The 16,348-nt window shown below is 58.7% G+C and carries 15 protein-coding genes; 8 read left to right on the plus strand and 7 right to left on the minus strand.

What is annotated here, in order from left to right; translation table 11 throughout:
• The first annotated feature begins 142 nt into the window (after positions 1 to 142).
• Positions 143 to 535, plus strand: coding sequence for a RidA family protein (locus H9Q16_RS15530; protein ID WP_191076329.1), 393 nt, complete (start codon positions 143 to 145; stop codon positions 533 to 535).
• Positions 536 to 608: 73 nt separating this feature from the next.
• On the opposite strand, the gene rpmE is transcribed toward H9Q16_RS15530, so the two are convergent.
• The 7 genes from rpmE to H9Q16_RS15565 form a co-directional block, all read right to left on the minus strand.
• Positions 609 to 830 carry a 50S ribosomal protein L31 gene (gene rpmE / locus H9Q16_RS15535; protein ID WP_191076330.1) on the minus strand — a complete coding sequence of 74 codons (222 nt, stop codon included), beginning with the start codon at positions 828 to 830 and terminating at the stop codon, positions 609 to 611.
• An 11-nt stretch (positions 831 to 841) separates the two neighbouring features.
• Positions 842 to 1,225 (minus strand): 50S ribosomal protein L19, encoded by a 384-nt coding sequence (gene rplS / locus H9Q16_RS15540; RefSeq protein ID WP_191076331.1) that lies wholly within the window; start codon positions 1,223 to 1,225, stop codon positions 842 to 844.
• A gap of 332 nt (positions 1,226 to 1,557) precedes the next feature.
• Complete coding sequence (locus H9Q16_RS15545; RefSeq protein ID WP_191076825.1) at positions 1,558 to 3,084, minus strand: indolepyruvate oxidoreductase subunit beta family protein; 1,527 nt, start codon at positions 3,082 to 3,084, stop codon at positions 1,558 to 1,560.
• A 2-nt stretch (positions 3,085 to 3,086) separates the two neighbouring features.
• A complete protein-coding gene (locus H9Q16_RS15550) occupies positions 3,087 to 5,294 on the minus strand; it encodes a thiamine pyrophosphate-dependent enzyme (protein ID WP_191076332.1) in 2,208 nt (735 codons plus the stop codon).
• A gap of 20 nt (positions 5,295 to 5,314) precedes the next feature.
• A complete protein-coding gene (locus H9Q16_RS15555; RefSeq protein ID WP_343067867.1) occupies positions 5,315 to 5,782 on the minus strand; it encodes a MarR family winged helix-turn-helix transcriptional regulator in 468 nt (155 codons plus the stop codon).
• Positions 5,779 to 7,389 (minus strand): phytoene desaturase family protein, encoded by a 1,611-nt coding sequence (locus H9Q16_RS15560; protein ID WP_191076333.1) that lies wholly within the window; start codon positions 7,387 to 7,389, stop codon positions 5,779 to 5,781. The genes H9Q16_RS15555 and H9Q16_RS15560 overlap by 4 nt, the downstream gene beginning before the upstream one ends.
• A complete protein-coding gene (locus tag H9Q16_RS15565) occupies positions 7,389 to 8,180 on the minus strand; it encodes a cyclase family protein (RefSeq protein WP_191076334.1) in 792 nt (263 codons plus the stop codon). The genes H9Q16_RS15560 and H9Q16_RS15565 overlap by 1 nt, the downstream gene beginning before the upstream one ends.
• A 112-nt stretch (positions 8,181 to 8,292) precedes the next feature.
• On the opposite strand from H9Q16_RS15565, the gene H9Q16_RS15570 reads away from it, so the two are divergent.
• The 7 genes from H9Q16_RS15570 (at position 8,293) to H9Q16_RS15600 (ending at position 16,282) form a co-directional block, all read left to right on the plus strand.
• Complete coding sequence (locus H9Q16_RS15570; RefSeq protein WP_191076335.1) at positions 8,293 to 9,861, plus strand: phytoene desaturase family protein; 1,569 nt, start codon at positions 8,293 to 8,295, stop codon at positions 9,859 to 9,861.
• Between the two features lie 32 nt (positions 9,862 to 9,893).
• Positions 9,894 to 11,420 carry an ABC transporter substrate-binding protein gene (locus H9Q16_RS15575; RefSeq protein ID WP_191076336.1) on the plus strand — a complete coding sequence of 509 codons (1,527 nt, stop codon included), beginning with the start codon at positions 9,894 to 9,896 and terminating at the stop codon, positions 11,418 to 11,420.
• A gap of 62 nt (positions 11,421 to 11,482) precedes the next feature.
• Positions 11,483 to 12,493: an ABC transporter permease gene (locus H9Q16_RS15580; protein WP_191076337.1), complete on the plus strand. Its 1,011-nt coding sequence runs from the start codon at positions 11,483 to 11,485 to the stop codon at positions 12,491 to 12,493.
• Positions 12,486 to 13,337 (plus strand): ABC transporter permease, encoded by an 852-nt coding sequence (locus tag H9Q16_RS15585; protein ID WP_191076338.1) that lies wholly within the window; start codon positions 12,486 to 12,488, stop codon positions 13,335 to 13,337. Before H9Q16_RS15580 ends, H9Q16_RS15585 begins: the two co-directional genes overlap by 8 nt.
• Positions 13,334 to 14,200, plus strand: a complete 867-nt coding sequence (locus tag H9Q16_RS15590; RefSeq protein WP_191076339.1) for an ABC transporter ATP-binding protein — start codon at positions 13,334 to 13,336, stop codon at positions 14,198 to 14,200. Before H9Q16_RS15585 ends, H9Q16_RS15590 begins: the two co-directional genes overlap by 4 nt.
• Positions 14,197 to 14,988, plus strand: a complete 792-nt coding sequence (locus H9Q16_RS15595; RefSeq protein WP_246455772.1) for an ATP-binding cassette domain-containing protein — start codon at positions 14,197 to 14,199, stop codon at positions 14,986 to 14,988. The genes H9Q16_RS15590 and H9Q16_RS15595 overlap by 4 nt, the downstream gene beginning before the upstream one ends.
• A gap of 163 nt (positions 14,989 to 15,151) precedes the next feature.
• Positions 15,152 to 16,282 (plus strand): aminotransferase class V-fold PLP-dependent enzyme, encoded by a 1,131-nt coding sequence (locus tag H9Q16_RS15600; RefSeq protein ID WP_191076340.1) that lies wholly within the window; start codon positions 15,152 to 15,154, stop codon positions 16,280 to 16,282.
• The last annotated feature ends 66 nt before the right edge of the window (positions 16,283 to 16,348 follow it).

Raw genomic sequence — 16,348 nt, forward strand, 5'->3', positions numbered from 1 at the left:
GAACGCACATGCGACCACCCTCCTTGAAGAGACGACGTTGCATGGCCCTGAGAATTGATCTGTGCCAGAGATGTATTTGGATGCTTGCAAAGAATGACCCGACTCGCAAGAGTTTTCGTAAGCGACGGAATAGAGGCCTTGTATGAAAGCGTTGACACCCACCGCGTTGCGGGCACCCTTTGGTAATTACGCACATGGGGTGGAGATACCGGCAGGTGCCCGTATCGTGCAGACGTCTGGCCAGTTGGGCATCAGGACTGATGACAGCATCCCGCCCGAGGCCCAGACCCAAGCAGAGATTTGTTTTGCCAGCATCACCGAAATTCTGCGCGTGGCAGGGATGACACCTGACAATGTCTTTCATATCGCGGCGTATGTCACCGACCGCGCCCATATGCCGGGGTATATGGCGGCCCGCGATGCCTTTGTTGGCCAACGTCAGCACCTGCCAAGTTCAACGCTGGTGATCGTGTCGGGCTTTACCCGACTGGAGTTCAAGGTCGAGGTGGAAGTGATGGCTGCGGCATCGGACTGAGCCAGCCATCGGGCAATTGAAAAAGGCGCGACCCATCGGGCCGCGCCTTGATCCGGAACGCTGCGGGTAGGCTTTAGAAGCCCAGACCGGCGTACTTGTTCTTGAACTTGGACACGCGACCACCGGTGTCCATCAGGCGCGAAGAGCCACCTGTCCACGCGGGGTGCGCGGAGGGGTCGATGTCAAGCGACAGCTGATCGCCTTCCTTGCCCCAAGTGGATTTCATCTGCACGATGTCGCCATTGGTCATCTTGACGTTGATCATGTGGTAGTCGGGATGTGTATCGGCTTTCATGTCTACGTCCTTTACGCTTCGGCGCCCTTGCGGGGCTTGTAGTTGGAATTTTCGGTGATGCGGGCGGATTTACCACGACGCGAGCGCAGATAGTAGAGCTTGGCGCGACGCACACGGCCGCGGCGCACCACGGTAATGTTGTCGATGTTGGTGGAATGCAGGGGGAACACACGCTCGACCCCTTCGCCAAAGCTGATCTTGCGGACGGTGAACGATCCGGCAATGCCATGACCGTTATTGCGCGCAATGCACACACCTTCGTAGTTCTGCACACGGGTCCGCGTGCCTTCGGTCACTTTGAAACCGACGCGAACAGTGTCGCCCGCGCGGAAGTCGGGGATCTTGTGCCCCAGTTCGGCGATCTGTTCCGCCTCAAGTTCTGCGATAATGTCCATCGACATATCTCCTATGATGCTCGTGGTATCTCCACGAAGTTATGGCGCGATCAGAGCTTCGGGGTTTGCAGGGTCTTCACCGCAGTGGCCCTCCGGAGGATGCATCGTCATTTCTTTTTTCACTTCGCCAATGGCAGAAGGGTCCGAAGCCGCAAAAGCGATTCCAGACGAGCGCCCGTATAGGCGGGGAAACGGCAGGGATCAAGAGGATGTTGTGCGATAGAGAGCTGGCACATTTGCAGATTGGCGGCAAACCGGCAGGTGAGCTTGCCGTGAAGAGCCTTACGTTATTGTGTCATGTGCAAAACTGCGTTGATCAGCCCCCGACGCCGTCAGACGAAACTCTCAACGGTGGCAATCGCCCCCTCCAGCGCCTTGCCTGCTGGGTCCTGTAACGCAGCCTCGCGCAGGCGCGCCATCCACTGGGCCGCATCTTCGCGACCTTCCAGCAGGTGCGCGGCTGCCATCACGCGGTCGAACTTGGACAATCCGCGCGCGTGGGTATCGGAATAACCCTTGATCAACCGACGGTTCCGCACCAATTCTACCGCCAGCGCGTAGTCCTGCGCGGCCATCTCAAGACAGGCCTGCATCCACTTTTCACAATGGGCCACTTCAACCGAATGGCGACGCGTGCGCAGACGGTATCCTTTCAATCCTCCCAGGACATGCAGCATCAAAAACGCGCGCAGGCTATCCGTTCGCAACCGACGGCCCTTGCCAAACCAGCGATCCAACCGCGCCATGCGCCGTTCTGACGCTTCCCATTTAGCGCCCATCTTTGCAGGCATCAGGCCCGCGATTTCCTCGGCACGGGGATGAAAAAACTCAGTGAGCTGTATAAGCTGATCGTCACCCGCGCCCATCTCTTGTCGGATGCGGGCATGGCGAGACGCACGTGTCTTGAGGTCCGCAACCTTGATGACATCGTCATATGCCATGGCATTGGCGATGTACTTTGCCGCCTCGTTGGTGAGCAGCCAATCCTGACTGGCGCTGTCCGCGGATTGCACCCGTGACACCGCTGCAAGATAACCCGCGCCATAGGCCACATCCTGAAAATCCACGACCTTGCGTAACCCGGTCTCAGCCATCATTTGCACCGGCTCGGGCAGCGCCTTGACCTGTTCAAGCAGCGCGGCCCAGTCGCGCATCTTCGCTTTCGGTCCGATGATCTTTGGCCCATCCGCGACAGGTGCCCGCGCCAGTGCATTCGGCCCTTGATCTGCGGTCTTGAAGCCAGCATCAAAGGCCCGCAACGACGCCTCCACCCCCTTGCCGCCGGCACGAATGGCATCTTCAAATGCCGCGCGCGTAAAAGGCAAGGCGCCAGACCCAGCCAACGCGCCGAAAAGCGACGCGGAAATGACCGATCCCTGCTCGACCGCCAACCGGTCCATATCTGCCAATATCAGTCTTTGGGCGGCCACTTCAGCTGCCGCGCGCACTTCGTCGGCATCGGCGATACCATCCCCGGGAATGGACTTTTCGCTTACCGCCAGTTGCCGGTGTGTCGATCCAATCAACGTGGTTTTGTCAGGTGTCACAAACCCCCGCATGATCGACCGCCCGACTTCCATCATTTCCGCGGCAATCAACACGTCGACGTCACCACCAGAGGGCGCCAGCGCAAAGACGGGTTGCTGCCCGGTGCTTGGCGTCATCTCAAGGTAATAGATTGTGGCTCCTGTCCGCTGACTTACCCCCGCAACAGAAGTTGCTTGCGCATCATACCCTTGCGATCGCGCCAGCGTTTCGATCCAGGATGTCAGTACGCCGCCGCCTTGGCCGCCCACGGCCATGATCGCCAGCTTTAGGATCTCGCCCACAGCCGTGTCGGCCTTGGGCTTCACGGCCATATTCATTTCAATGCCCCCATCGGCGGCAGCGGTGCCGCCCGCGCGCCCTCAGGGGCCGCCACAGTGATTGCATCAGACAACCGCAGCCGGTTGTCATCGCGCCGTTTTTGCAGCCACCCGATGATCCCCGCGCGCTTTCCTGCCCACCAGCGCTCAAGCCCGCCGGGATTGTGCACCACGTCCGCGCGATAGAACGACGGGCACAACACCGCAGCATCCGCCACTTCGCCGCAATTGCCACACCCCACGCAAGTCTGGTCGATGTGCGCAATCGGATCGTCGCGCAGCGGATCGTCCAGTCGTTTCAGTGACAACGACGGGCAGCCTGACAGCCGGATACAGGCGTGATCCCCGGTACATATATCCGCATCCACCCCGAAACGCGGCACGTCCACGCGTCGCCCTTCCTTGATGGCCTTCGCGCGCAGTGGCTTTTCGCGGCGCTGTTTGTTCAGCATGCACTCAGAGGAGGCGACAATCACCTTTGGCCCCTTGAAATCCGTGGTCAGCGCCTCGCGCACGGTGTCGCGCACCTTGGCCACGTCATACGTGTGATCAATCGTCCTGATCCATTTGACGCCAACGCCCTTCAAGGCGTCCTGGATGGGATTGCCGGTGTTCTTGGTGTCGCTTTGCGCCCGGCTCGACAACAGGTCCTGCCCGCCTGTGGCCGCGGAATAGTAGTTATCGACAATCACCACCACATTGTCAGACTTGTTGTACACCATGTTCCCGATGGAACTGCTGAGCCCATTGTGCCAAAACCCGCCATCCCCAAGCATAGAGATCGCGCGCCGCTCACCCCCGCCGTCAAAGGCGCCGTTGGCCGCAGGCCCCAACCCATAACCCATCGTTGCACCGCCAATCTCGAACGGCGGCAAAGATCCAAATAAGTGGCATCCAATGTCACCAGTGATCTGATGCTTGCCCAATTCCTCTTCGACCAGTTTCATACCCGCAAAGATCGGCCGCTCAGGACACCCTGTGCAAAATCCCGGCGGCCGGATCGGCACGACCTTGGACAAATCGGGGATTGCAGGTGTATCGCGATTTGGTGCGCGCACCTGCCCCGGCAACATGTCAGGTGCGGCTTTCTTCAAAAACGCTGTCATTCCGTCCAGCATCACCTGACCGGTGTATTCGCCGGCCATAGGCAGAACGTCCTTGCCATAAAGCTTCAGCTTGGCCCCGGCCTTGTAAAGGAAACTGCCAAGGTGCTGTTCGATATGTTCTGGCTGTCCCTCTTCGACGACCAAGATGTGATCCTTGCCGTCGCAAAAGGCGTCGAATTCTTCTCTAACAAGGGGATAAGTGACATTGAGCACGTATAGAGGAACATCCGTTTTGCCAAAGACATCCGCCAACCCTAGCCGCTGCAAGGCCCGAATGACCCCGTTGTACATGCCGCCTTGCAACACAATACCCATCTTCGCGCCTTGCGGGCCCATCACCTCGTTCAGATTATTCTCGACAATGAACTTCTCTGCCGCGGGCCAACGTTCTTTTACCTTCTGCTGTTCATGCACATAGGACCAGGGCGGCAGCACGACGCGCTGAAAATCTGATTGCGGTGCTGCAATCGCCTGCTTCATGGTCAGCGGCGGCGGGACATTATCACTGGTCTCGAAACTGCCGGTGACATGACATGACCGAATACGCACCATCAGCATCACAGGGGTATTGCTGGCCTCGGACAGTTCAAATCCGTCCTTCACGGCTTTGGTGATCGACGGCAGGTTCGGGCGTGGATCCAGCATCCAGAACTGCGATTTCATAGCGAAGCCGTGGCTGCGTTCTTGCATGATCGACGATCCCTCGCCGTAATCCTCGCCCACGATGATCAGTGCGCCACCAGTCACGCCGGATGAGCACAGGTTCGCCAGGGCGTCCGAGGCGACGTTCACACCAACCGGCCCCTTGAACGTGACCGCTCCGCGAATGGGGTAATGGACGGATGCCGCCAGCATGGCAGCTGCGGCAGCTTCAGACGCATTCGCCTCGAACCGCACGCCCAGCTCGCCCATCAGCTCTTCAGCGTCTGACAGCACATCCATCAGATGGGATATCGGCGCGCCCTGATACCCCCCCACATAGCCAACACCGTTTTCCAAGAGCGCCTTGGTAATGGCCAGAATACCCTCACCGGTAAAGACATCACCGTCGCCTTTGCGCAGATGTTCTACCTCCGCCTTGAAAGACCGTTCCGCCATGGTTTCCCCCGGATTAGAGCCTAAAAATCGTGAATGCGCACATTGCGCAGCATGGTTTTGAGTGTTGCGACAAAAGCTGCATGTTCATCCGGATTGATATCCTTGAACATCGCTTCGTAAGCCCGCGACATATGCGGCCAAAGTCGCGCATAGGCCTCGCGCCCTGCGCGTGTGATGAACACCCGTGTCGCACGCGAATCTTCGGTGTCGGTCTCACGTTCAATCAGCCCATCCCGCGCCAATGCGTCCAATGCGCGGCTAAGTGTTGATTGCTGGACGACCGCGTAGACCGCCAATTCACGTATGAGAATACCATCGATCGTACTCAGCACAGCCAGCGAGCGCATTTGTGGAGTGGTCAACCCAATTGCTGCCATTTCATCCTGCAATGCCGCATTGTACCGGCCCATGATGCGGTTCATCAGATAGGGTGCAAAATTTTCGAGCCCCAGTTCGTCAAGCTGCTGCTCTGCGCCACCATCGCTCACGATTTGATCCCCAGATAATCTTTGACCTTGCGTACCGGGTTCTGTTCGCCCGCTATGATCGCGTTCGCGACGTTCAGCCCCGATCCGCCACCCAACCCGGGTCCGGGATGGGTCGATGCGCCGATGTGGTGCAAACCCTTGATCGTGGTTTCGTTGTTGATCTGACCTGCATGGGGCCGCCAGACAAAGAACTGGTCCACTGCACAGGCCCCGCCATAGGGATCACCGCCCACCAGATTGATGTTCATCGCTTCCAGATCAGCAGGGGAATACGCGCGGCGCTTCAGCACCAACTTGTCGAACCCCTTGATGTGCTTTTTCAAGATGCCTTCAATCCGATCCGCATAGGCCTCGCGCATGTCCTCCGTCCAGTCCGGCGTTGTCTTGATCTTGCCCGCCGCGTCCCCCTTGATCACGCTTGGCGCATCGGGAATTTGCAACCAAAGGACCGCCTTGCCATCCGGGCAACGGCTTGGATCCAGAACATGCGGCTGACCGACACAGATTGTCGGCACTTCTGGTAACAAGCCTCTTTCAGCTTCATTACATGATTTAGAGACTGAATCGACTCCATCTGCGAGATGCAGAAGCGCCACCTGATCAAGCCCCGCGGTCTTCCATGCGACCGGCCCGTCCAAGGCATAGTGCAGCTGGAAGTTGCCCCGACCGTGACGGAATTTCTTGGTCGTTTCGGGCGCATGATCGCCGGACAGTAATGCATCGTAAAGCTGTCCCGGCGCGGTAGAGGCAATCACGCTGTCCGCGTAGACCTGTTCATCATCGGCGGTGATGACCCCATGCGCCCGGCCCCCGCTGACCATGATCCTTTTTGCTTCGACCCCTGTGCGGATCAATCCGCCATTGGCCTCAATCAGGGACTGAAACGCCGCCGCAGCCTGCCCTGCGCCGCCTTTGATCACAGGCGCGCCTGCTGCTTCCAACGCAAAGGCAATGACCCGCGCCATCTGCCCGCCATAACTGCTTTCCGGCGTCAGACCCACATGAAGGCACCAAGGCGCCCAGATCGCCTGCACCTCTGCACTTGAATACCGTGTCTGCAACCACCCGCGCGACGGCTCCATTGCCTCTCCGAACCAAGTCTTGAGACCATTGAAACCCTTCTTCCACGCCTGCTTGCTTAGCAATGACACCGTCTGTTTTGACCAAAGTGGTTGCCCCAGAAGGGCAAAAAGAAACTCCGCATCCTTTTCGACCGCGCCAACATCATTCACGTGCTGGTCGCCGTCACCAGCCCCTTTGGCGTTAAACGCAGCGCGATTGGCTTCGCGGTCGGTCTGCAAAACCAGCGACGATCCATCAGGCCGCAAAACGCCTGTGGGGTGTGGCGAATGGCAGAACTCCAAACCATGTTTTACCAAGTCCGCGCCCAAGGCCTCATGCGCCGGGCCAGTCAGAAACAGCACAAAGGTCGCCGCCATCACGTCGTGCCGGAAGCCCGGCACGGTGATTTCATCGGTATACATGCAGCCACCAATGCGGTCCTCCCGCTCGATCACCAGCACGCTGTCGCCTTTGCGCGACAGCATAGCGGCGGCCACCAACGCGTTGATGCCCGACCCAATAATCAAATGGTCGAATTTGGCCATCAGCCTTTGGGCACAAGCGCCAGTGCCCGGATGGGCGACCCGGTGCCGCTCTTGATCTTGAGTGGGGCCGCGATCAAAATCGCCCCCTTGGCCGGCAGTTTGTCGAGGTTCGCCAGCGATGCGAGACCAAAGCAATTGTCCCGATGCAGCAGGTTATGCGCCGGATAGGGGGGCTCCATCCCGCCCGCCTGTCCCGCATCAGTGCCAATGCACTGCGTCCCCCAGCCTACGATCTTTTTGCTCAGCAGATATTCGATGCAATCAGGTGTCGGCCCGGGGCTGTGCGGCCCGGTTTCGTCCGCGTTCAGAAATTTGTCTTCGTCATCAACACGGCTGTCCCAGTCGGTGCGCATCACAACCCATTCGCCCGCGCCGATCTCGCCATGCTCGGCCTCCCAGGCCTTCACACCGTCCGCCGTCAACAGGAAATCTTCGTTTTCGGCACTTTGCGCAGAGCAGTCTATGACGTTCACAGGGGCGACCAGACGCTGCACATCAAGGCTGTCGGTATAGCCATCCTCATAATCCTTGCCGGTGATCCAGTGGTGCGGCGCATCGAAATGGGTGCCGGAATGTTCGCCCAGTACCATCCAGTTCCAGGCAAAGAAGGGGCCGTCGCTGTCGTACTCCGAAATCTTGTGAATCTCGACCTTGGGGGTGTTCTTGGCGAAATCCGGTGGCAATTGCAGGATAGGCGTATCCGGCCCCAGAACCCCTGAACAATCCACAACCTCGACCCCACCAGAGGCCAGCATGGCCCCCAGATTGCTGACCACATCCGATGCACTCATGTCATTCTCTCCCTGATAGACCCACGATTTTCTTCGCGTTCAAGTTGCTGATTCAATGCTAGACAAATTTACATGCGTTTGCAATTATCTTGTGCAGGGGAGAACGCTGCTGATGTCCTCGGATATGGACGCGATTATCATCGGAGCAGGGCACAACAGCCTTGCCTGCGCCTGTCATCTGGCCAAGCGCGGCTGGAAGGTTGCGGTCTACGAACAAAACGCGGCCCCCGGCGGCGCAGTGAAATCAGGCACCTACACCAAACCCGGGTTTGTCCATGACTGGGCGGCAATGAACCTGTCGCTTTTTGCAGGCTCTGCATTCCACACCGAAAACGCCGAAGAGCTTGCCAGCCACGGACTTGCCTTTGCCCCCACAGGCAATCCGTTTTCCACACTTTTCCCCGATGGGCGTTGGCTGGGCATCTCCAACGATGCCGCGATCACCCGCGCGCGCGTTGCCGGACTTTCGACTGCCGACGCACAGGCGTGGGACAGTCTGACCGCTGCCTTTCCGACCGAAGCAGAACCGATCTTTGCCGTGCTTGGCAGTCCCATGAACATGCGCGCGCTGTCCTCGCTGGGCTGGAAGATGTGGCGCAAGAAGGGCGGCAGTGGCAGCCTTGATATGGCCCGTTTCCTTATGATGTCGCCGCGCGCCTGGCTGGATCAGACATTCGAATCCGACCACGTCAAGGCGACCCTGGCAGCCTGGGGCATGCATCTTGATTTCGCGCCAGACGTCGCAGGCGGCGCTGTCTTTCCCTACCTCGAAGCGATGGCCGGGCAGGCGTTTGGCATGGTGCTGGGCCAAGGCGGCGCGCAGACGATGACCGACGCCATGGTCAAGATGCTTAAGGCCCACGGCGGACAATTACACCTCAACGCGGAAGTTACAGAAATCGAACAGGCCGCAGGACGTGCGACGGGCGTTACCTTAGCTGATGGCCGTTTTGCACGCGCGGAAAGGGCGGTCATTGCCAATGTTTCACCCTCAGCCTTGCTGCGCCTGACGGGCGGCACGGGGGATGCCCGGCACGAGGCGGCAATGGCTCGCTTTCAGCACGCCCCTGGGACGATGATGATCCATCTGGCGATGGACGCCCTGCCCAATTGGCCCGCGCCCGAGCTCAAGCGCTTTGCCTATGTACACCTTGCACCATCGATGGATCAGATGGCGCGCACCTATGCGCAGGCCAAAGCCGGATTGCTGCCGGATGAGCCCGTCATCGTCGTGGGCCAGCCAACCGTTGTCGATCCGACCCGCGCGCCAGAGGGGAAACATGTGCTATGGCTACAAGTCCGCATGGCACCAGGCCTGATCAGGGGCGATGCAGCGGGCAAGATCAGCGCAACCGACTGGGAGGGAGCGGCCATGCCCTTTGCCAAACGCGCGCTGGATATCTTTGAACGTTATGCCCCGGGTACGGCAAGCAACACCATTGCCAAATATATCGTCACCCCCGACATGCTTGAGGTCGATAACCCCAATCTGATCGGTGGCGATCAGGTCTGCGGCAGCCACCACCTGCACCAGCACTTCATGAACCGACCCGCGCGGGGCTATGCCGACGGCAGCACGCCGCTGCGCAATCTTTACCATACCGGCGCTGCAGTCTGGCCTGGCGGTGGCACAGGTGCCGGGCCGGGCACGATGTTGGCGAAAAAACTGGCCGGGAACTGAACAAAACTAGAGACTAAAAAGGGAGAAACACCATGAAACTGAACCGAAGAAGCCTCTTGAAACTGAGCGCGGCCACGGCTGCGATGACAACCGTCGGCCTGCCATCCTTTGCGCAGGACATTGACGAATTGGTTATCGCCTACAACGTCAACCTGCCTTCATGGGATCCGACGGTGGGTCTGTCGGCGGTAAACCCCACCATTCAGGGGTTCTATCAATCTGTCTTTGACCTCTACATTCCGCAGAACCCAGACCTGTCGTTCGGCTCCGGCATCATCACCGACTATGGCTGGAACGACGATGGCACCGGCATCTGGATGGACGTGCGGGACGGGGTGACGTGGCACAATGGTGATCCGCTGACGGCCGAAGATGTCGCCTGGTCCCTCGCACGTGTCGCCAATCCCGATACCGGCAGCCCGATCCAGTTTATCTGGGGCAAGATCACCAACATCGCCGCCGACGGCAATCGCGTGACCGCGGACATGCCCGAGTACGAGCCGACGTTTTTCAAGTGGATGTCCTTTCTAACCGGATATGTCATGCCAAAGAAATACTACGAAGAGGTTGGCGCCGAAGGGTTCGAAGCCGCCCCAATCGGCTCAGGCCCCTACATGGTCGAAAAGTTTGAACGCAACGCTTTTGTGCGCCTGAAAGCAAACGATAATTACTGGGGTGGCGCGCCGGCATTCAAGACCGTGACCATCAAGTTCGTCACTGACGCCGCGTCTCGCGTGGCCGAGGTGGAATCGGGCAATTCCCACGTCACGCTCGAAGTGCCCTATGAAGAATTTGACCGCCTTAAGGCCAAGGACGGGCTTGCAGGCAAGGCCGAGCCGATCTCTGACATCGGGATGATTTTCCTCAATGATATTGAGGTGATGACCGACCCCAATGTGCGCATGGCGGCGGCCCATGCCATCGACAAGGGTACGATTATCGACCGGCTGTTGTCAGGCTACGGCGTACCGATCGACACGCTGCAAACGCCCGACTATCCCGCCTATGACGCCAGCATCAAGGTGCCCTATGATCCTGACAAGGCCAAGGAATTGCTGGCCGCGTCGGGCTATGGCCCCGACAATCCGGTCAAATTCAAAATCCAAACCACCAAGGGTTACAAACCCAAGGATTTCGAAATGATTCAGGCCATCGTCGGCTTATGGCGTCGTGTCGGGATCGAAGCCGAGATCGAAGTCTACGAGATCGCCAAACATTTTGAACTGCGTGCCGCGGACCAGCTGGCCCCGGCCGCCTTCTATAACTGGGGCAACTCGGTGGGCGATCCGACAACCTCTACAGGGTTCGCCATGTTCGGTCCCTCACCCCACTCTGTATGGGACGGCGAGGATACCTTTAATGCCATCCTCCCGCTTTGGGGCGAGAGAGACGAAGCAAAGCGGATCGCGGGCTGGAAAGAGGTCGACCGGCGCATCGCCGAGAACGCGGAGGTCATCCCGCTGCTGCAATATGTGCAACCGATCTTGCACGACGCGCGGATCGACGTGGTTCCGCACCGCTCCGGTGCGTTGCTGCCGCATCTGATGACACGCGCGTAAACCTTTTTTGCTGAACAGACGGGGCTGGCAAACGCTGGCCCCGTCCTTTTGTCCGAGCCCTTATGACCCTTTTACGCACTGTTCTTCTGCGGCTGATCACCACGCTGATCACGCTTCTCGGCGTGGCGGTAATTGTCTTTGTGGTGATCCGCGTGGTCCCGGGCAACCCCATCGCGATGATGCTGCCCCCGGGGGCAACAGAGGCCGATATCCTTAGGTTAGAGACACAATACGGTTTCGATAAATCCATCCCCCAGCAATTTGTGATCTGGCTGGGCGGGGTCATGCAGGGCGATTTTGGCATGTCTATTTCCACACGCCAGCCGGTTTCAACTCTTGTTCTATCGCGCCTGCCAGCGACGCTGGAGCTGTCGATCGTGGCGCTGCTGATTGCCGTGATCGCTGGAGGTACTATGGCCCTGCTTGGCACGCGCTTTCGCGACACCAAGACCGAGGGTCTGGTTGATGTTACGGCTGGCATGGCATTGTCGATCCCGGATTTTCTGTGGGGACTGGTGTTAATCTTACTGTTTGGGGTGCTTTGGCCGATCTTTCATATCTCCGGGCGCATCTCTCCCTCTCTCGACATTGATTTCACGACGAATTTCTATCTGTTCGAGGCAATTCTGCGCCTGCGTTTTGATGTGATCGCTGACCTGATCGGTCATATGTTCATGCCGGCTGTCGCGCTGGCGATCCCTTTGGCCGCGATCATTGCGCAGCTTCTGAAGCAAAGCCTTAAAGAAACCATGAATCTTGATTACGTGACCCTTGCACGCACCAAGGGCTATGGCGAAGGCAAGGTGATCACGTCCGAGGCATTGCCGAACGCGATCCTGCCGACGCTGACGCTGGTGGGCGTGCAGTTTACGTTTCTGATCGGCGGTACGGTGATTATCGAACGCCTGTTCAGCTACGAAGGACTGGGCAACATGGCGATTGATGCGGTGATCAATCGGGATCTGCCGCTGATACAGGGCATCGTGATCCTCTTTGCCCTGCTCTTTACGCTGATCAATCTGGCTGTCGATATGCTTTATGTTGTTCTCAATCCAAGGCTGCGTCATGCGTGACGCTCGGGCAGAAGTGAGGCGGCCCATCGGGCTTCGGTTGTGGCTGTCGGGCGGGTGGCTGAGCTTGCTGGCATTGGCCGCTATCTTTGCCCCGCTCATCGCCCCGCATGATCCCTTGGCTCAGGACCTGTTTCTTGGCCGCCTGCCGCCGTTTTGGGAAGACGGTACTGAACCGGGTTATGTCCTGGGCACTGATTCATTGGGCCGCGACGTGCTGTCCCGTATACTTTACGGTGCCCGATTGGCCCTGATCGTGGCTTTGGTCGCGGGCACGTTGACGTGCCTGATTGGTGCCACCCTTGGACTGGTCGCGGGTTATTATCGCGGCTGGTGTGACCGCATCATCAGCCGCTTTGTCGATATCTGGATGGCCTTCCCCCCGGTTTTGTTCGCGATCCTGCTGATCGCAGTTCTGGGCCCCGGCCTGATCTCGATCATCATCGCCATTGTTGTGATCGACTGGACCCGCTTTGCACGCGTCATTCGCGCCGAAGCGATGAGCCAGGGAGCGATGGACTATGTCGCCTCTGCCCAAGTCGCCGGTCGCACGCAATTCGGCACGATGTTGACTGAGATCCTGCCCAACGTCCTGCCGACCATCGTCGCATTGCTGACACTGGAAATGGGCATCGCCGTCATTGTTGAGGCGATTTTGAGTTTCGTGAACCTCTCCATTTCCACGGACAGCCCCACGTGGGGGGGCATGATCGCCGAAGGCCGCACCAGCGTCCATCAGGCGTGGTGGGTTCTGGTCTTTCCGCTGATCACGCTCTTTCTGACCGTTCTGAGCTTTAGCCAGTTGGGCGAAGGGTTGAAAGACCGTTTCGATCCGGTGCTGAGATGAGTTATCTTCAAATCAAAAACCTAGATGTGCGTTTGAAGGGCGGTGGGCCAATCCTGCGGCGGGTATCATTGGATGTAACCGCCGGCCAGGTTCATGGGCTTGTCGGAGAATCCGGCGCCGGAAAATCGATGATCGGCAAGGCCGTTCTGGGCACATTGCCCCGCGCACTTGAGATCACAGGTGGTGCAATCATGCTGGATGGCACCGACATTGGTACGCTGCCGCCTGCTGAACGGCGCAAACGCATCGGCGCTACCGCCGCGCTGATCCCCCAAGACCCGTTGACCGCGCTAAACCCCAGCAAACGCATCGGTCCCCAGATTACGAGACGCCTTGTAGATATCCTGGGTTGGCGCAGGGCGGACGCACAGGCCCGCGCGCTGGAGCTTCTGGATGAGGTTCACATTCCGGATCCGACCCGTGTGATGCGGAGCTATCCGCACGAACTGTCAGGCGGCATGCGCCAGCGCATCCTGATCGCATCGGCCTTTGCAGCAGAGCCCAAACTGATTATTGCGGATGAGCCCACAACCGCGTTGGACGTGACCGTGCAAAAGCAAATCCTGCGGTTGATTGCGGAAATGCAGAAACGCCACGGAACCGCCTTGCTGTTCGTTACCCACGACCTTGGCGTTGTGTCCAAGGTCTGCGACAGCCTATCCGTGCTTTATGCGGGCAAGGTTGTGGAAGACGCGCGCATGCAACGGTTTTTCATGTCCCCCATCCATGCCTATTCCCGCGCTCTTTTGGCAGCGACGCCTACCTACACCGACCCCAAAGGCAGCCTGATGCCTGTCCCGGACACCGTCATTGACGCGGTGGAGTTGGAGATCGCGCAGCATGATGTGAGGGCGCAAGCATGATGTATCAGGTGACCGATCTACACCTTTCGCTGCCCGACATGACCCGCAAACCACTGGTGGGTGCTGCGCCGCGGATTCACATTCTCAAGGGCCTGACCTTCGACGTTCCGAAAGGGGCTGTGCTTGGCATTGTCGGGGGGTCGGGTTCTGGCAAGTCGACCCTTGGGCGCGCGATGTTGCGGCTGCTTGAACCGACGTCAGGACAGATTGTATTTGACGGGACAGATGTTTCGCACCTGATCGAAGATCAGCTTCGCCCGATGCGCCGGCGATTCCAGATGATTTTTCAGGATCCCATGTCTTCACTCAACCCGCGGCGCCGGGTCGGCGGGATCATTGCGGGGCCCTTGCGGCTGCACGGGATGGAGACCGCCGGAAAGGTCGACGATGCGCTTGAGATGGTCGGCCTGCCGCGCAGTTTCGCGAGCCGATATCCTCATGAGTTGTCAGGTGGCCAGCGCCAGCGGGTCGGGATCGCGCGGGCGATTGCGCTGCGCCCCGATTTCATCCTCGCAGACGAGATCGTGTCGGGGTTGGATGTGTCCTCGCAGGCGCAGGTTCTGAACCTGCTCGAAGATCTGGTGCGCGAATTGGGGCTGACACTGGCTTTCATAAGCCACGACCTGTCGGTGATCAGGCGTTTGTGCAGTCGGATCATCGTGCTTGATCAAGGCAAAATCGTTGAGGAGGCACCGACCGAGGCTCTTTTCGAGGCACCGAAGGCGTCTTATACCCGCGCACTCTTGCAGGCGATCCCCTTGCCGGATCCCTATCAGGTCTGGGACTGAAGAGCTTGTCGGACCTGCTTGATTATCTCTTGGCGCTCAAAAAGTTCAGTTTCCAAAACCACCTGAACAAAATTGACGCGGTTGCTGGATCGATTCCTGTCCGAATGTTATGTACCGCACATGAACAGATGCCTTCCTGTAGTCGCACGTCAGGTGTAGTCGCATGAGACCGACCTTGACGCTGAGCCCGGCTTACTTTCTTTATCATTCAATCGGTCAATATCCTGGCAAGGCGGCAGAAATGGCATCGGCCTTGTCGCAGTTTTCGGATATCTGGGGCGCGATGGACGATGCGCAATGGCCGAGGGTTCTGGCCGAGCGGGAGCGGTTTCTGACGCTCTGGCGTGCTTTGATCGACGCGCCAGAAGGCACGTTGACGAGTGCGGAGAATGTGACCACGGCACTTTTTTCCGTTTTGGGTGGGCTGCCTGCAAATCGTCTAAAAGGTAAACGCGTGCTGGTGGCCGCTGATTGTTTCCCGTCGCTGCATTTTCTTCTCAACGGGATGGCGCCCCGATTGGGGTATACATTGGAGACCGTACCTGTGCGGCAGGGTGAGTTCTGGGTGCAGGATGAGGACATGCTCGCAGCCTGGGGCGAGGATGTTGGGCTGGCCTTGCTCACGTTCGTGACCTCCACTTCTTCGCATCGGAGTGATCTTGATGCGCTTGTCCAACACGGTCAGCGCATGGGATCATTCGTGGGTGTGGATCTGACCCAAGGGGTCGGGATCATTCCGTTTTCGCTGGTAAATACCCCGGTGGATTTCGTCGTCTCTACGTCGCTCAAATGGCTTTGTGGGACCCCCGGTGCAGGGATCATTCAAATGCGGGAGGGCTTGATCGATGACGTCAGACCAGAGCTGCGAGGCTGGTTTTCGCAGCCTGACCCGTTTTCGTGGGATCTGGACGCGTTTGAATATGCCCCGGACGCGCGTCGATTTGAGCATGGCACGCCGTCGGTGCTGGCGTGTGTCGGATCGGTGCCCGCTCTGGAATGGCACGCCAACCAGAGTCATTTGTTGACCCAAAATCGCGCGCTGACGGCGCAAGTGATTGAGGAGGCGGGGCGGGCAGGCCTGCATCTTGCAACGCCATTGGCCGAAAATCAGCGTGGCGGATCGGTCATGTTGGAATTGCCTGCACACGCAGATAGCGCAGCGGTTGTGAACGGGTTGCGCGGACGCGGGGTTTTTGTCGATGCGCGAGGTCGTCTTTTGCGGGTCTCGCCGGGGGCAATGACTGATCCCGCGCATGTAGAGCGATTGTTTGCAGGATTGCGTGAGATCCTTTGAGCAATTCGCGCTGGGCGGCGTGGGCGCAGAGGTATTTTCAAATGGGTGAAAGACCAAAGTGTGGTG

The sequence above is a fragment of the Sulfitobacter aestuariivivens genome (assembly GCF_014763045.1).
In the GTDB taxonomy this organism is placed as follows: domain Bacteria; phylum Pseudomonadota; class Alphaproteobacteria; order Rhodobacterales; family Rhodobacteraceae; genus Sulfitobacter; species Sulfitobacter aestuariivivens.

Coding starts and splice junctions, on each gene's coding strand:
- H9Q16_RS15560 (WP_191076333.1), bottom strand. CDS start 7,389: ATGGCCAAATTCGACCATTTGATTATTGGGTCGGGCATCAACGCGTTG.
- H9Q16_RS15600 (WP_191076340.1), top strand. CDS start 15,152: ATGAGACCGACCTTGACGCTGAGCCCGGCTTACTTTCTTTATCATTCA.
- rpmE (WP_191076330.1), bottom strand. CDS start 830: ATGAAAGCCGATACACATCCCGACTACCACATGATCAACGTCAAGATG.
- H9Q16_RS15545 (WP_191076825.1), bottom strand. CDS start 3,084: ATGGCCGTGAAGCCCAAGGCCGACACGGCTGTGGGCGAGATCCTAAAG.
- H9Q16_RS15570 (WP_191076335.1), top strand. CDS start 8,293: ATGTCCTCGGATATGGACGCGATTATCATCGGAGCAGGGCACAACAGC.
- rplS (WP_191076331.1), bottom strand. CDS start 1,225: ATGGACATTATCGCAGAACTTGAGGCGGAACAGATCGCCGAACTGGGG.
- H9Q16_RS15585 (WP_191076338.1), top strand. CDS start 12,486: ATGCGTGACGCTCGGGCAGAAGTGAGGCGGCCCATCGGGCTTCGGTTG.
- H9Q16_RS15590 (WP_191076339.1), top strand. CDS start 13,334: ATGAGTTATCTTCAAATCAAAAACCTAGATGTGCGTTTGAAGGGCGGT.
- H9Q16_RS15580 (WP_191076337.1), top strand. CDS start 11,483: ATGACCCTTTTACGCACTGTTCTTCTGCGGCTGATCACCACGCTGATC.
- H9Q16_RS15595 (WP_246455772.1), top strand. CDS start 14,197: ATGATGTATCAGGTGACCGATCTACACCTTTCGCTGCCCGACATGACC.
- H9Q16_RS15530 (WP_191076329.1), top strand. CDS start 143: ATGAAAGCGTTGACACCCACCGCGTTGCGGGCACCCTTTGGTAATTAC.
- H9Q16_RS15575 (WP_191076336.1), top strand. CDS start 9,894: ATGAAACTGAACCGAAGAAGCCTCTTGAAACTGAGCGCGGCCACGGCT.
- H9Q16_RS15565 (WP_191076334.1), bottom strand. CDS start 8,180: ATGAGTGCATCGGATGTGGTCAGCAATCTGGGGGCCATGCTGGCCTCT.
- H9Q16_RS15550 (WP_191076332.1), bottom strand. CDS start 5,294: ATGGCGGAACGGTCTTTCAAGGCGGAGGTAGAACATCTGCGCAAAGGC.